General features: G+C 44.5%; 15 protein-coding genes and 1 pseudogene. 2 read left to right on the top strand and 14 right to left on the bottom strand.

Going from position 1 to position 15,305, the window contains the following annotated elements:
• Positions 1 to 194 precede the first annotated feature (194 nt).
• Positions 195 to 680 carry a response regulator gene (locus ACQ4M5_RS00080; RefSeq protein WP_430673557.1) on the bottom strand — a complete coding sequence of 162 codons (486 nt, stop codon included), beginning with the start codon at positions 678 to 680 and terminating at the stop codon, positions 195 to 197.
• Positions 681 to 1,015: 335 nt separating this feature from the next.
• On the opposite strand from ACQ4M5_RS00080, the gene ACQ4M5_RS00075 reads away from it, so the two are divergent.
• Entirely contained in the window at positions 1,016 to 1,684 is a 669-nt protein-coding gene (locus tag ACQ4M5_RS00075; RefSeq protein WP_430673556.1) for an NYN domain-containing protein, read from the top strand.
• A gap of 29 nt (positions 1,685 to 1,713) precedes the next feature.
• On the opposite strand, the gene ACQ4M5_RS00070 is transcribed toward ACQ4M5_RS00075, so the two are convergent.
• The 8 genes from ACQ4M5_RS00070 to ACQ4M5_RS00035 form a co-directional block, all read right to left on the bottom strand.
• Entirely contained in the window at positions 1,714 to 2,244 is a 531-nt protein-coding gene (locus ACQ4M5_RS00070; RefSeq protein WP_430673555.1) for a hypothetical protein, read from the bottom strand.
• A gap of 102 nt (positions 2,245 to 2,346) precedes the next feature.
• Positions 2,347 to 2,724 carry a PadR family transcriptional regulator gene (locus tag ACQ4M5_RS00065; protein WP_430673554.1) on the bottom strand — a complete coding sequence of 126 codons (378 nt, stop codon included), beginning with the start codon at positions 2,722 to 2,724 and terminating at the stop codon, positions 2,347 to 2,349.
• 11 nt (positions 2,725 to 2,735) lie between these two features.
• Complete coding sequence (locus ACQ4M5_RS00060; RefSeq protein ID WP_430673553.1) at positions 2,736 to 3,245, bottom strand: hypothetical protein; 510 nt, start codon at positions 3,243 to 3,245, stop codon at positions 2,736 to 2,738.
• A gap of 498 nt (positions 3,246 to 3,743) precedes the next feature.
• Entirely contained in the window at positions 3,744 to 4,295 is a 552-nt protein-coding gene (locus ACQ4M5_RS00055; RefSeq protein ID WP_430673552.1) for a hypothetical protein, read from the bottom strand.
• Between the two features lie 70 nt (positions 4,296 to 4,365).
• Positions 4,366 to 5,109 carry a hypothetical protein gene (locus ACQ4M5_RS00050; protein ID WP_430673551.1) on the bottom strand — a complete coding sequence of 248 codons (744 nt, stop codon included), beginning with the start codon at positions 5,107 to 5,109 and terminating at the stop codon, positions 4,366 to 4,368.
• Positions 5,110 to 5,262: 153 nt separating this feature from the next.
• Positions 5,263 to 5,973 carry a hypothetical protein gene (locus ACQ4M5_RS00045; protein WP_430673550.1) on the bottom strand — a complete coding sequence of 237 codons (711 nt, stop codon included), beginning with the start codon at positions 5,971 to 5,973 and terminating at the stop codon, positions 5,263 to 5,265.
• Positions 5,974 to 5,990: 17 nt separating this feature from the next.
• The gene (locus ACQ4M5_RS00040; protein WP_430673549.1) at positions 5,991 to 6,605 is read right to left on the bottom strand and encodes a hypothetical protein; all 615 of its coding nucleotides are present in this window, start codon (positions 6,603 to 6,605) and stop codon (positions 5,991 to 5,993) included.
• A gap of 23 nt (positions 6,606 to 6,628) precedes the next feature.
• Complete coding sequence (locus ACQ4M5_RS00035) at positions 6,629 to 6,784, bottom strand: hypothetical protein (RefSeq protein ID WP_430673548.1); 156 nt, start codon at positions 6,782 to 6,784, stop codon at positions 6,629 to 6,631.
• A gap of 437 nt (positions 6,785 to 7,221) precedes the next feature.
• Here ACQ4M5_RS00035 and ACQ4M5_RS00030 point away from each other — a divergent pair, with 437 nt between their 5' ends.
• Positions 7,222 to 7,650, top strand: a complete 429-nt coding sequence (locus ACQ4M5_RS00030; protein WP_430673547.1) for a hypothetical protein — start codon at positions 7,222 to 7,224, stop codon at positions 7,648 to 7,650.
• 11 nt (positions 7,651 to 7,661) lie between these two features.
• On the opposite strand, the gene ACQ4M5_RS00025 is transcribed toward ACQ4M5_RS00030, so the two are convergent.
• From ACQ4M5_RS00025 to ACQ4M5_RS00005, 5 genes and pseudogenes are all read right to left on the bottom strand, one after another.
• Complete coding sequence (locus ACQ4M5_RS00025) at positions 7,662 to 8,114, bottom strand: hypothetical protein (protein WP_430673546.1); 453 nt, start codon at positions 8,112 to 8,114, stop codon at positions 7,662 to 7,664.
• Positions 8,115 to 8,225: 111 nt separating this feature from the next.
• Positions 8,226 to 10,637, bottom strand: a complete 2,412-nt coding sequence (gene nrdJ, locus ACQ4M5_RS00020) for a ribonucleoside-triphosphate reductase, adenosylcobalamin-dependent (protein ID WP_430673545.1) — start codon at positions 10,635 to 10,637, stop codon at positions 8,226 to 8,228.
• 71 nt (positions 10,638 to 10,708) lie between these two features.
• On the bottom strand, positions 10,709 to 14,161 hold the full coding sequence (locus ACQ4M5_RS00015) for an A1S_2505 family phage non-structural protein (protein ID WP_430673544.1): 3,453 nt from the start codon (positions 14,159 to 14,161) through the stop codon (positions 10,709 to 10,711).
• 212 nt (positions 14,162 to 14,373) lie between these two features.
• Complete coding sequence (locus tag ACQ4M5_RS00010; RefSeq protein WP_430673543.1) at positions 14,374 to 14,991, bottom strand: hypothetical protein; 618 nt, start codon at positions 14,989 to 14,991, stop codon at positions 14,374 to 14,376.
• A gap of 63 nt (positions 14,992 to 15,054) precedes the next feature.
• Positions 15,055 to 15,168, bottom strand: a pseudogene (locus ACQ4M5_RS00005) (cob(I)yrinic acid a,c-diamide adenosyltransferase); the annotation flags it as partial.
• Positions 15,169 to 15,305 lie beyond the last annotated feature (137 nt).

Raw genomic sequence — 15,305 nt, 5'->3', positions numbered from 1 at the left:
TTGGTATCAGCGGGAGGCGTTTTTGTAGTGTTAGAGCAGCTTGCAAGCAAGCTAACTGTCAGGATTAGAAGTAGTCCTTTAATATTTTTGTCCATGACAGGGTGTGAGGCAGTGATTAAGCTTGTTGGATGGTTTTTGCTAAACTGATTGAGTTTCTGTACGGTGTCAGGAAATCTCTGATTCTATTCTAAGGGCTATCTACTTTCTTGTGGATTTTGGCGCTGGAAGCGGATAAACTGTGACACTGGCTTTTCTTCAGATTTGTAGATTTGATCCATTTGTTTTGACGGAAGTCGATTGGCTGGCAGAGCTAGCGCGAGTTCAATCTGATTGATTAGATTGTCAAAATCAACAATGTCTCGGATCATGCCGTTGCTTCCGTATTGTTGTCCATCATTAACCAAATTTTTTGCGTGTGCAGAATACAGCAAAATTGGACAACTTTTGCAAAGACCAGACTGACGTAGGTATTGCGTTAATTCGTATCCATTTATGTCAGGTAGAAAAATGTCTGAAAGGATTAAGTTAGGCGTGATCGAGTGTAGCTTTGTTATTGCCGCGATCGCGCAGTGTGCCGACTCAGTGTGAAGTCCTTCGAGTTCCAACACCGTACGAACGAGCTGGTTTGTGTCTTGTCGATCGTCTATAACCAAGACAATCTTTTTGCAAGACTGTTTCATTGATTAAAATCCGTTGTGAATTGCACTTTATAGTGAATTTAATTTATTAGATTCGTCTTGAATCTAGCGGTAGATTGTTGCTGCTGCTGCTTTCTGTCTTTTGATTTTTGCTATTGCTTAGAAGATTGGCTAGACAATCTCAACGGAAGTCAAACTGGGTTTCTTTCGTTAGATAGATTTTAACTTGATTGTTGCACTCTACTGTACGGTTATGTGCTTCAATCTTTTCAATTTAGACATCTAGTTTACAAGCTTCGATGAAGCTAGAGGGTCTTTTGGTTTTTTCTACGGGTATTTAGCCCTTAGAAATTTGATTTTTGGAACAACGGATATCAATGAATAGTTTTAATAATACCGGGCACTCTTATAAAGTTGAGCGCCCTACATCAGCCTGTACCCGGAACGATTTGACGAACGGTAATACACGGATGTTGAATCATGCTTCTGCCTCTGGAGTATCGTTACAGTATCGCGGTCGTTTGGCTGTTTTTATTGATTCTGCGAGCTTGCTGCATGCAGCAAGCCAACTGGATATTACGATCGACTACCGCAAGCTGCTAGAGGTTCTGATCAAAGATGCCTGGCTAGTGCGTGTTATGTTCTACACGGGTGCTGATCCAGGAAACGACCGACAGCATGGTTTTTTGGTTTGGCTCCAGCATCATGGATATCGTGTAGTTAGTAAGGAACTGACTTGCTTTGCAGATGGCTCAAAGAAAGCAAACCTAGATGTTGAAATTGCTGTAGATATGCTTTCTCTGTCTTCTTACTGTGACACGGTCTTACTGCTTTGTGGAAATGGGGAACTGTCTTACGCACTGGATGCTGTGAGCCACCGAGGAGTTCGGACGGAACTTGTTGGTTTGAGATCGATGACCAGCGAACGTTTAATTCGCTTATCAGATGTGTATATTGATTTAGAATCAATATCGGCTCAAATCTGTCGCGAGAATGATTCAACTACAGAGCATCGCGGAGTTACCCAGTCCAAGCTAAGGGTATAACTGAGTCATTCCTGGGTTTGTTCACTGTATTATTGCTGAAGCAAGCCGTCTTTAGACTTTTGGTAGAGATGCAGTTTCCAAACCCAAGGATTTTGTTTGTAGTCAATTTCTGGATGAAGCATTTGCCAGAGGTTTTGAAATGAGCAGTCGACGATCGTTTCAATTGAATCTTCAAGCGTGGTTGTGCAAGATTTGGGAGGTTGAACATAGTCCTGAAATAAAGGACCTTCCTCTAGAAGCTTTAGGCTGCAAAGCTTATCGGAAAATTCCGCATCATGTAGCCTAACGACATCAATTTTTGCCAACTCAACCAAATGTCGGTCGGTCAGCCACCAGCAACTTCCTGGTTTTCCAAAAGGACAAGCTAATGTGATAGTATCGGTGTCCCCGTTACTTCGGTACTGGCAGGTTTGTTGAAGGCCGTTATACCGAACCCTATAAATTCCATCTTGTCCATCAGCAGCGACGGTTGGAAAGTAGGGTTGCGGTGTAATGGGTCGCCACAGATAAGCTATGTTATGTTGAGCGACAATTTCAAATTCTGCAGGATGCAGACTCATAGGCGACTGAGTGATTGGTAGTCTGGTCATTTTATAAATTGATAGAAATACTGGAGCCAGGATAGATTCCTGCTCCAGAAATGTTGCGCTATTGAATTGAGGCTAGGCTGCTTGGGCTAGATTTGCGCTTGAAAGATAGTGGGTGCCCATTTGTGCGAGTTCACGAGCTTTTCCCTGAGCTGATTCTTTGAGTCGATACATCTGTCTGGGTCTGCCCCGACCTTCTGCTTTTTGTTGATAGCTGATGATCAATCCTTCTTCAATTAGAAATGTGATTGCGCTATAAAGCACAGTTTCAGAGAGTCGATATGTTGGGTAGGTTTTGCTGATTTGCTTAACCAGATGTGAGCCATAGGAGTCTCCTTCCAGCAGTACTGCCAGAATGTAGCAGACTGCAATTTCGGGATTAATGTAGCGAGGCGGGGGAGATTGAAGATAGCTAAAAATGTTGTCGAGCGTCATTGGTTGTGTAGTTTTCATGGGGGTTCAGGTTAACAGTTGGACAAGTCTTCGAATATCTCTGTGATTTGGCTATGAGGCGAAGCACCTGATTGCATTTGATCGATCTGAATGACATCCCGCATATCAGATGCAATTTGTTCAAGGTGCTTTAAACCTTCGGGATTAGCAACGACAGCCGCTTGAGGGATTTTGTCCAACAGAATGTAGGCGAATCCATCTTTGGTGATCCAGGTTTCCAGTGTTGGTAAATCTGGATGCAGATGCCACTGAGGAAGTGCTACTTCTGTTGGTTCAATTAACAGCGGAACTTGTTGGGGAATGAATCGCCGTTGAGTATCAGTCCCGCTTGTCGGTCTTAGCAGTTCTTCGTCTGTCTCAAAGATTGGATCCGGACTGCAAATGAAACTATAAGCCAATAGAGGACTGATTTGGGGTTCTGGAGAGTTTTCAAAATTGAGATTGTTCCACAAAAGGTACAGTGGTTTTTGCGTTTCGTTACAGCTCTGTTGAACCAAACGAATGATGAAGTCTCTCAGCATGGTCAAATTTAGGTGAGTGAAAGTAAGTGGTAGCCAGTGGCGAACTTTCCGATTCCCCAGCCAGGTGGTAACTGCTTTACCGTTTTGATCTTGGATCTGCTGTAATGCTGCTCATTGCGCGAGCAAGTTGCTGAATCCCATGTTCAGATAGCAGCCCAATTTGTTGAATCAAGTGATTTTTGATTGCCGAAGTCGAGAGATTTGCATGTTCGCTAGTTGTTGAAACTTTCATAAAGGTGAACGGATATAGGTTGATATTGCATTGTACTGTTGGTTCAATACTGCGCCGATTTTTTAGCGGTTACTTGTCTGGAATCCGGTAGAGCCGCTTAAATCAAGCCTTCTCTATCAGACAAGTTAGGGGTCGTGAATCGGGTTGAAGCCTTATTGCGTTTAAGCCTGACGTTATCGTCAGTTTGCGATATTTCTTCGGTACGATTCATACATCTGCTGGTAGACTTTTTTTGTTAGAACAGGTAGAAAAGTGGGTGACTTATTCTATTCGTGAATTTCTTGGTTTGAATCGCTGACGCAGTCTAGATACCGACAGGCAATTTCCAGTTCCTGCATGAGGGTTTGGGCAAATGTGCTGCTGATTCCTCCTTTAACAGGTGAATCCTCGCTCTCGTAGAAGCGATTCCTGTGTGCTTGAATTGAGATGAAGTCAATGTAAGGCATTCCGCTCTTTTTTTGCTGCCTGCACAGGTAAGTGTTTTCCTCAGAATCTTGCATTGTTTTTGTTACTGTTACTGTATTCCAACAGACCGCAACGGATTGATTTGTTTTGGGAAAATGAGCTTCCTTATGAGCGCTAACAAACTGAAAAACTCGCGGGCAGAAGTTGGTTTCGCATTGTTCGATCGACGCTGACTTTGAATTGGTTTCTGCCGATTTTTGCTGGTTCCCAATTGAATTAGGGGGATGGTCTGAATTCATTTTGTTTCGCTGAAACTGAACGAGTGTGAGCAGGATTGTTTCAAACAGATTGCTGGACTGAGACTTTGTTTCGGTCAGTTCATGTTCAACATGACGGTTGTTCGACTGTGGCATAACTTTTGGTTTTCCTACAAAAAAGAGGGGGAGTCCCCCCTCTTTATGCATGACCCTAGATCAATGATAGTTAGAGTGTTGATTGGTAGATGGCTGGGTTTTCCCTGACCTGGTTCCACAGCTTTTTGTTGCTTCCCACTTTGAGGTTCCGCCCTACGCTAATTTTGGCTCGCTTCAGTTGGTTCTCGTCTAGGTTTCCGTACAGTTCACTGATAATTTCTTCAACTTTCCACTGTCGTTCTTTATCACCATCTAAAATGTCGCGGGTTGCATCTTGAAAGAGTTTGCCTGCATAGTCACCCTGCATTTTCTTCGGATCAAACTCAGGCTCTGCTGCTGCCGGAGATGATTTAGTTTTGGTCGACTTGCTGGTTCGGTCTTTTTGGGCTTTTGAGGATGGGGACCGATCTCGCTGCTGTTTTGACGTGGGTGTCGTGCTTACTTGCTGAACGGTTGAGCTTGGGATTTGGGGTGTCTTTAGATCCGGTGCATGGGATGAAGTATCTTCGAGCGGTTGGGAGAAAGACGGGAAAACTAAGGGACCAGGACTTTCGTTTATTTCAAGTTTTCTATTGAGACTCGCTACTCTTTTTGCTGGAACTTCGGTTAGAGAAGTTTCTTGTTTTGCTTGGCGATTGGCATACCATTCGTAAAATCCCAGCGTCTGTGGAACTTTAGCGTTAATGATCAGCTTTCTGATCATGTTGTTCCTGCTCACTAGTGATTTTGTTGCTAAGTATTCTAGGTATTCTAGTTCCAGTTCGTTCAACTCAAACTCTGCTTTTTCGGTTTGAAACATCAATTTATAGGTCATGCTGAATTGCTCCTATCGGAATCTCTACTTGATAATACCTATAGGATGTAATTCCAACCGCTAAAAATCATTAAACTTTGAATCTGCAAAGATTTGATTGTATCGAGTAATTTGACATTGTTGCGTTGCCACACTCCGCACTTGAGCATTATATTAGGAGCCAGTGTTGTCAGGGTCTAAACTTGAGTAATCCGACGAATGTTCAAGCGTTTCGAGGTTTAGCTTTTCGTCAATGAGCCACTGTAGTCCATTGTAGAATGTTGTGAATGTTGGCACCTGAGAAACTTGTTCTTCGGTTGCAACTGACCCGAAAACGACTTTCCATCCCGCTTGTAGCTTAAGCAAACTAATTTTGCCTTCGAACTCCTCGTTGGCAATTGATTCTGCCTGTTTTAACAATTCACTGATCTTGCTGACGTAGGCAGTGTGTAGCTGTTTGACCCAGTTAATCGAGCTGAGTGTGTATGTTAACAGTCTTTGGGTTGAAGTACAAAGATCTGATACTTCACGGGTTTCATGTCCGATCTCGATCCGTTCTTTTGCCCACCAGCACAGTTTTTCAAGGATTGTATTATTTGCAATGATTAAGCCGTAAACGAGTTTGAGGCTTTGTTGAATTAAATGAATTTGATCTAAAGGAAGATTTCTGGGCTGTACTGAGATTGCTTCAAGCTGTAGTTCTTGAAGCCAGGCTGGATTCGACCGGAGGCTATTTGTAATCGTTTTGATGATAGTTTCTGAGGTTTTTCCGCCTTGTTGACTGCGCTCTACTTCTTGGCGCAATCGCGCTGTCGGTGGGTGATTGTTGAGAATTTGCCAGAATAAGTCCGGGTTTAAAATTGAATTCGGGTCAGGAGTTAGCATGATAAGTTAGGCAGTTGCTATGAGAGAGCAGTCTGTGGAGTCTTTGAGCAGAGCGGCTGCACGGATTTCCAGAACGGATTTCCCCGACTGTTAGTCCCAGTTACAATTAAAAAAGCCTGTCCAAGTTCAACAGAAGGGTCTTTGAGGTTGAGTTTTGCGTCTTGAGCAGTATACCAATGTCGAGTGTTGCTATTGTCTCTTGCACGAAATGCGCTAACGGAATAGCGATCTCCTTGCGGGGTTGTGAAGTAGCATCTTAGGGTTGTGAACCGATTGGCTTTTCCCCAAATCTTTGCGTCTAAGATGCCAACCCATTCTCCATCGGGTAGCGGATCAAAAGTATAGTCTCCAGGATTAAATCCGCGTTTGACTGCTTCTTCATGTGTTTCAGTTTGGTTGATACTTCGGCTATTTTTAGGAAAGCGATCGGCGAGACTGTCGATTAGTCCTTCTAAATGAGCAAGCAGTTTTTTATCTTCTATCGATGCGGAGCGTGTCAGGACACTAATTTGTCTTTTTAAGTACCTTAATCGTTGCTCTTGTCTCCACGTTTTGGGTGCGGGAGTAACATTTGCGATTTCACAGCACAAGGATTCTGCCTGCTGAATAACCTTTGGTACAAATAAACTCATGATAGTATTGGTTATGATTCGGTTTAATGCAGATCTGCTAGAGTTTTACTGATGTGACGGATTTGAACTTCGCTCAAGCCAAGCTCCACAGATATTGCTGCCTTTGATCCAAAGCGCCGTGGTTTTAGGGCAGTTTCTCTGACGGTAAAGTTTTGGCTTGGAACTGAAGTTTTAGGCATAAATGAGAAGGTAGCTGATTCGTCAGTTTCTTTGCTAATCTAGCTGTGTCTTGTAAACAGACGGTTCACGAGTGGCACCGCCTGTTGCTGATTCGATTGTGAAAAGACAAGTGCGGTCGTATTGATTAAGCCCCGCAGTTTCTGCTATTGTAGCGAACCACCGTTGTTTTGGTCGAAATCGCAGAGGTTTTAATTTAAGATTGTGGAGAAATCTTAAATTTTTCAAGTTCAAAGATTATGTTTTTCTGAAGAAACGTGCTTTTGAGTTATTTCTACCTTGCGTTAGAGGTAAAATCTTGTCATCATCTGAATAATGAAAGGATAAAGTCAAGCTGTACGTGTTATAACGTTTCAGCTATTCTAAAGGCTTGCCCAAGCTGGCGAAGGGCAGATGTGTAGCTTTTCAAACGAATATTGCTAAAGCCAAGGAGTTATGAATGGATACCAATCCTTTTCAGCTGCCAGATCAGGCAGCTACCGAGGATGTCGGGTTTCGCGTGGACAAGAATGCGCTAGGGGATGGTTTATCTACTCCAGTCGGATCTACTACTTTTGATGTAGATGTCTCTCGTGAACTAGACGATGTCCTGAATCAGCTAAATACTCAAGCTTCCGACACTGTTGAAGTTAATGTTGAAGCACTGCTGCAGGAAACTCCGTACGAGCGGCTTGACGATGTTGGTGCTCTTTCTGCTGTAGCTGGAGAAGATTCTCTTTCTGTTTTTGATATTGGACCGCTTAAGGGGTTGTTATCTGTGATGGAGGGAGTGAATGACGGACTGGAGCAAGAAGGTTTTGGACCTCAGTCAGTTCAACGTCTGGTTGAGCAGTTTCAGTCATTTCAATCGGGTGTTCAACTGTTTTGATAAAACTTAATTTAGCTTGTCTCTTTTTTAGGATCGATCGTCGTCTCCCAATCTTTGCAGATTGTTCGGGCTTGACCTGGATGGAGAGCACATGGAAAAAGGTAATAATCTTTACTAGCGTAATAGCAAGTTTGGCAAGCTGTTCCGGTTAAGTCCGTTGTATGGGCGCGGTCGATCTGCTCGGTTCCATCGAGTCTACTTGTTGTTAAGCTGGTGGATCTAGAGCGTTCTCTTCGTGATTCGATCTGGTTCATGCGTTGATGAATGACGACCGCTAGCATCAGACCGATGAGTCCAGATGCCGAGGATGTGTTCATTTTGAAGCAGTAAACCTGATACATCAATCCGAAACAAGCTGTAATAATCCATCGGTGTTTGGCACGACATTCAATAAATGCGTCAGTAATCTGAAGGAATATCCAGAGCAAACAGAACATTGAAGCGGTTTGGATTAACCAAGACATGATTAAACTGCATCGTGACTTTAAGCGTGCTGGATTATAAGGACGATTGAAAGTCACGATGCAGTTTTTAGCGAGAATGACGCAGTAGATGAACGGTTTTGTAATTTTTGCCTATTTGTTGGGATTCGCTTCGAATAAACACCGATCGCTGTCGCATCCGGCAGGACCGTGACTCAGATCGATTCCTTGGTCGTATTGAAGCAGTGCAGCGTAGAAATCGTTTGTTTTCCGACGGCGACGGATGTCGTGTTGTAGCTGTTGGTATGTCGATTTTGAGATGGGTTCAAACGGTAAGCGAGGATAGGTTTCTAGATTATCAAACCGGGCTAGGAGTGCAGCAGAGACATAGCCCTCATTCGACTGAATTGCCTCGAAGATACGGTGAGCCAGTGGCTCGATTTCTGGTTCGCGTAGTTCGATCGTTGCGCTTGTATTATGAGTTGTGTAAAAGCGCTGGATCTGCATATAAAAATCGAACTGCGCTAGTGCAGGAAAATTCTCGATCGCGATTTCATCTGCACCTGGAAGGTTAGCCCAGCTTACTTCAACTGGAATTTCGACTAACCATTCACTGCATCGAGGATCAAATGGATTCTCAAGTAGCCTTCCTTGTTCGTCTTTATCTGATTGTGAAGGAATCACGCTGTATCCGTAATCTAGACACGCCTGAGCAACTGGATCATTTTTGCCGAATGTGATTCGGCGTAAAAATCGCTGTGCTTTCGGTGGGTGCCAGCCGGGACTTGCGCCTGTGAGCAGCGATTTTGTTCCTGAGGGTTGCACTGTTGTGCAGCGATTAGGTCGGCGCAAGTGATGGCGATCGCAGTAATTCCAGACAGTGGTATGAACGACTTCCTTCCAGGCAGTAAGGTAAAAGCGTTCTGCTTGTCTGAAGAAGTCTGACTGATAACTCCAGGTTCCTTCAGCAAAAGCAAAATTTGGTGCAGTAAATTCTTTTTTTCCCCACTGATTTGGACGACCTGCTTTCCACCATCGCAGCCAGTCGATCCCAAACGCTTTGACAAAGAAGTCAAATAATCCGGTGAATGAAACGCCTACGATCGGATCAAGTTCCCGCGAGGTTTGGAAGCGGGATTCTACAAACGTGTGGTTCAGTAATACTGCGACCGATAAAGCAGCGGCTATAAAAGCCTCTTTTTGTTCTTCGAGATTGTTTGGATCAATCAGATTAAGATGAACTTCGCCCAAATTGCAGTGAAATTGGGAAGACGCAATTTCCCCGCAAGGGTTTAAAGCGTAGCGTTCTAAGCGGTGCTTGATCTCTAGATCGGGCATTTCTGGCTTCCGATTATGAATCCACCTAGCTCCTTGTCCCGTTCTATAAGCATGAATAAACGCGAGTCGATCGGATGTATCCCGAAACAAGTCAACGTTGCTTCTGGCGATAGATTCCGCCGCATATTGAATTGCTCCTTCGCCAGAAAAAAATTGTTTGCGGACTGATTCTAGGCACTGATTTAGTGTGGGGGGTTGATGAAAAACACGAGTATGATTTGCCATTCGCAGTGCATCGCGATCGGGATCGATGCGCCACGTGCCGTTTTCATCTTGTGACCAGAGATGATCTTTCGCAGTAGCAGCAGCTTGATCATTGCTTGAAAACTGTCGAAGTCCTGCGGAGCGACGCACGTTCCCGGCAACGACGACAACTGCTGCTTCGTCGATGAGCAAACAGCACTCGAGCGCCGTGAGCTGTCGTCCAACTGCCCGATTTAAAATTGCGGTAATTCGTGGATACAGTTCCGCAAGTTTGATGGGATTTGCTACGCCTCCGAATCCGTTGAGTGGCTCCCCTTCCGGACGGACATCGCTGAGATCTACGGTGATATCAAGATTTGAATAAGCGCGTTTGTCGCTGGCAAGTTCTAAAATTGTTTGATAAGCGTCAACCCATCCCTCCCGACTATCGCCAACGCGAATTTCTACACATTTTCCAGAGTCGGTGATGCAGGTGCGTTCTTGCCGTTGCGAGATCGGGGTTTTGCCTGTGGCTCCGATGATTTTAACGTTGAGTGTATTGCAAATGGGGGGAAGTTGCCGGATGTAGCACTCTTCGAGGACTGCGCCGGTTCCACAGCCCATCATGGCAAGGTTCATCATTAATCCAAAGGATTTCCAATCAACGATGTTGAGACTTGTGCAATTGTAAGCGCCCGAAAAGTTTTCGGGTTTTAGCAACCACTCGGTGCCTCCGACCCAAAGCCATCTGCCAGATGGCAGACTTTTCAGTGAGTAGAACATTCGTTCAAGCAGATCTGTTTCGCTAGGAGTGAGGTGACCGAGCGAAGTTAGTCCCTGAATTGCTCGGTCAAGCACTACTCCTAAAGACTCCCGAAGACCTTTGGTTTTTCGAGAGTAAGTTCTGTAAAAAACCGGATTAGCAGTAGGGGCAGATTCAGAAAATTGAGGTGAATTTTTGGAAATTGCTTGAGTCATGGCTGTTAAATGAATAAAAGAGTGAACGCATTTGCAATCGCATTGACTTAAGTCAAATTGAGGCAACAGTGAAATTGAGTGACAAGGTTCGATTGTTTTTGTCTGAAGCGAGCTATCGGACAAATTGCGGAAGTGCTTTAGTCGAAATCAAATCCTTGTGGCGTTGGCTTGTTTGGAGATTCGATCTGGGTTGATCTTAATTCGCGCGGCATTTGCTCAAACTGGGCGGCGCTTTTTTTGCTGAGTGGAACTTCAACTTCGGTGGTGAAGCAATTTCCGATTAACGTAGTTCGTTTTGCCTCGTTTCGAACCGAGCAGTATCCGTTTGGGTGAACTAAAGCAATCCATTGTTGAGGTTTATTGCCAATCGGAAGTTTCACAGGTTCATCAGAGGGTTCGATTTTTTCATAGCTGATTCGGATAGCCTCGAGTAGTTTTTGAGAGAGCTGGTCCGGTGAACCCGACAATGAGGCATCGAACTGGGGTAGCTCTTTGTTCCATTTCTTGAGCGTTTGCTCGACTTCGTTTGCAGTTTTACAGAGTTTAGATTCTGCTTTGGACTGACCGTGAATATGTGCTTTGCAGTCTAACCATTGTTCATGAACGTTGACTTCGTTCTGAACCAGACTGAGATAAACTGGGTATTTTTGGGGTAGCTCTGTCAATGTGGTCGACGGCTGTGGTTGTGGCTGTAAGTGGGTGGGTTGAGTTGCAGTTTCGGTTGTTGTTTGCGTGTCTAAGATTGTTTTAGCAATGTCGCGCTGCTGAGTTGCGAGGGCATCAGCTCTTTCATTTAGTCTATGCCCGCTGTGTCCTTCAACCCACTCAAATTCTTGAATCCGATCGCGAGATAAGGCTTTGTATTCCGCCCATAAGTCTTTGTTTTCGTGTGCTTTTTTCTTTTCAGTTGCAACATTGATCACATATTGAGAATCCGCAATGACTTTAATCGGATGATCTGAGAACCTTAGTGCTTCTTCGGAATTTGAGTAGAGTTCTCGTAACCCTTCAATTAGTGCGGTTGTTTCCATACGATTATTGGTTGTTTTGAGTGCGTAACCACTCAGCTCAACTTCTTTGCCGTTTGGATACTGAATGAATGTTCCCCATCCTCCGGGATACTGCTGTTTTTGGTGTTTCATCGAGCAGGCTCCGTCACAGGCAAGTAGAATAGGTGGCTTTGATGGATTAAACTGCTGCGTTTGCGTGAAATTGATCTCAAGAAGTGCTGTTTCTTCTAAATATTGTCGCTGAGTGAGCGGACACGTGTAGCTAGCTTTGCAGATTTCCCACCCTTGGTTAGAAAACGTAACGCTTTCTAACCCCTTTACTGTGCCAGTTGTATCTAAATTGATGCCTAATGCATTGGCGGTTTCTGGCTCTAGAAACAAACGGGCGGTTCTTGCTGTTGGTGAAATGAGATCCTGAAGTCGGTCGAGTAGCGAAGATTGATCTGTTAAGTTTGTTGATTCGGCTGCTTGTACCCAGTCTTTTAAGCTGAGTGTCTCAGACTGGGTACAAGCAGCTTTCCAGGACTCTAGCTGATCGAGTCTGGTTTTTACTGCTGTCTGTGGGATGGAGTGGTATACGATTGGTGCGCCATCGTCGTCAAGGCGGCTAAAGTGGGTCCAGGTTCTAGAAGCTTTGTCGAATCGAAAGGATTCAAGCCCATCTCCAGCGTTATGTGTTGAGAGGTCGTATTGAATCGTGCCTTCATTGGGCTTAAATCGATTAAATTCTAATTTTCTAAGCTGAATGTCAAGTCCTTGATTTGTCAAGGTTTCGGGGGCGGTTAAACTAACATCGCGATTTGGAGATTTCGCCTGCATAAATCCTTTGGGATTTGCACTTATTTGGCAGCCCTGAGACTGAAGGTAGTGTTGCACTAGGCGATCGGTTCCTGCTGCATCACCAACCACAAAAGATGCTTTTGCTGCAATTGCCTGAGCGAGAAGGGGCTTATATTTTTGCTCGAAAGTTTTTTGAATTTCGGCTTCGGCTGCACGCCAAGGACCGTTTCCGGATACCATAACAATGTCAGCGCTTGTGTATTTGCCTGTATTCGCTAGTCCTATCTCAGCCCAGGCTTGGCGATAGTTCTCGGTTGATGATGCTTTGGATGAAGCCGCATAGCCAATAAATTGCGTCGCCAATTCCCCCATTTCTATATCTTTTTTCATGTGCCTTGCAGCTTGGGCGTTGAGCGGCTTTAGCTTTATCAATGGATTTGTGGGCTTTGTGATTTCTTGAGATACAGCTTGCTGCTCAGTTGCTGATTGAATTACATCGATAAATGCTTGAGGAAGGCGGATGTTTGTGGGAATTTCTTTGTTGAGCCAAAGAGCGCCAATTTCTGCTTCTGTATAGCCTCCGGCTCCACAACCGATTTTAGTCACCAAAAACTCCTTATTGGGCAGTGTTTTGGCGAATCTGCACAGCTGATGAATTTGCCGATCGATGGCTTCTAGTGGAACGGAGCGAAGCGACCGATTTTCGGCGTTGGACAAATTTTTTGTTACGATCGCGTAAGTTTGCCCTGCATAGGGTTGCATTCCCCGATATTTTGCTCCAAACTTCAGCGCCTGCTTTGCTCCGAAAGCTCCGTGTCGATATTCGGTGTTTGCACCAAAGACGAAGATTTGATGCGGTTCTAACTGCGTGATTTGGTCGGGGCTAGCGGGAGCGAATGGAGCTGTTGTGGTTAGGGGTATCGAGCGGCGAGGGTGACTATGCTGTTCTGATCGAATCGTGCCTTGTTTGCTAACAAGTTCATAGTGTTTAGCTTGTGTGGGTGTTTTTGCTTCGTTGACTAAATCTGCTAATGCACGCGCTTGAGAAATCGGACTGCTTGCATACCGATCGGTTAGGATCTTTCCTTTTGAGATTTCGACCAGTTCTTGAAAGGCTTGTGGATTTTCGATCGTCCACTGTTGCCAAAGTGTTCTGTATTCTAAATAGGCTTGTTCCGGTGTTAATGGCGCGAGCGGAGCTTTGCCTTTACCGAGTCGCCAGTCATCGCCCTGAATTCGGTAGCCTTTTACGTCGAGTTGATAAGCTTCCTCGATCGTTCGTCCATCGCTCAACCGAGCATATAGGGCACTAAATCTTTTATCTCCTTGACTTGAGACTTCATAACCGCTGTTTCCAGGAACCACCCTTGCCCAGTGTGTTTGATCGGGCTGCGTCGGAAATGGTTTAATCTCACCATCGATCCAGTCACCTAAGGGCTGCATTTTAAGTCCCCAAAGATTATCCGGATTTGTTTGACTAAGCTGTTTGAGATATTTAGCGCTGTGTTTCTCTGTCTTAGCCCATTCTTCTTGATAGTTTGTATCCGCTGCGAGATCCGGAGTAATCTGGTACTCACGTCCGACTCGAAAAGCAACTGCTTTTCCGCTTTCCCCGATCGCGATTGCAATGTCGCCTCTACGAATTCCCCATCTTTCTGACGGCTGGAAGTTTCGGGTTGTATGGCAACGACCGTATCCGCGCATTGCCTCGATGCAAGTTGTTACATTTGAAGGAGTTTGAGGTAGATCCCCAAAGTTCTTCAGTGGAAAAACCATTTGTATTTGCTTTAGTTGAGCCATGGCGATTAACTGAAAGGCAACGACATAAAGTTAACCCGGTAGGGTTAGCTAACTAATACAACTCAGATTCGATGCGCGGAGTTGGTGAAGCAAGGCAATTGCGGTGTCGGACTGTGTTTAGCGTAACATCTGATTGAAAGTCTGCAGGAGTTTAGAGGATTGCGTTATCACTATATAGGTTTATCAGATCATCTTTTTATGATTAGATTAAGCTATCTGTTCCAGATGTCTTCTTCCCACAGTTTGTTTACAAGCATTTCGATTTCTTCCTTTTCCTTGCATCTACCTAACTGTTTCTGCAAATGTTCAAGCAGGTCAAGCTTATCGCCTGCTGATATTCTAAGTATGATGTGGCTTAGGTAGGTTGTTATCTTGGGACTGTGGTCGATTGGAATTAGATTATATGTCTCTAAATACAAAAAGTCTGCTTCTTCTCGATTGATAGTGTACTCGGCAGCACTTTGAAGACTGTCTAAGATTGCGCGACGGATTTCATAAGCCGATTGAATTGAGAGACTTGATTCTTCGAGGTGGAACCCGGAGAGATCTGGGCTTATTTCAAGCTTTTCCAGAATTTCCGAATAACTGAGTTGAACTGTGCAGACTCGAATACCGAAGGCGCTTGTTCCTATCCACAGCAGTAGTCCGAGAGCGGCATCGGTTTTTTGGTTGATTTGACGGATGTGATGTTCTGTTGATTTTGAAGTAACTTTAACTGTTTCTGGGCTTTCAATTAAGAGGTTGACCGTCATTGTGAGCGATAGAAGTAGGTTGACATATAAGAATCGAGTGAGCCAGCGCAGATATTCAGCATTTTTCCAACTAAACATGGATAGATGTTTTTACAACATCTAAAAGTACGTTCGTTTCGGCACTGTGCTTCAAACTATTACTCAAAATTTTGTTGTTTTGAAGCGGGTAACTTGATCGGCAAGATTCAGAATTGCTTCAGGAAATTGTTCTCCTGTCAGAACAATATCGAGTTTGCCAGGACGAGAGGCGAGTACTCTTAAAACCCTTAGTGATGTAGAAAAGTCCTGAAACGATTAGTTTATCGAGAGTCTTATGTGAGACAAGAATAGCTTGGGCGGGGCAAATTGTGAGATGCTCAAGTTCCTACACCAAAGCAATCTTATGCAGTTGC

Origin of the sequence: Leptolyngbya sp. AN10 (assembly GCF_050565645.1) — a bacterium.
Classification (GTDB): Bacteria; Cyanobacteriota; Cyanobacteriia; order Leptolyngbyales; family Leptolyngbyaceae; genus Leptolyngbya.
The sequence above is the reverse complement of the archived record's forward strand: the minus strand, read 5'-3'. Positions and strand labels throughout refer to the sequence as shown.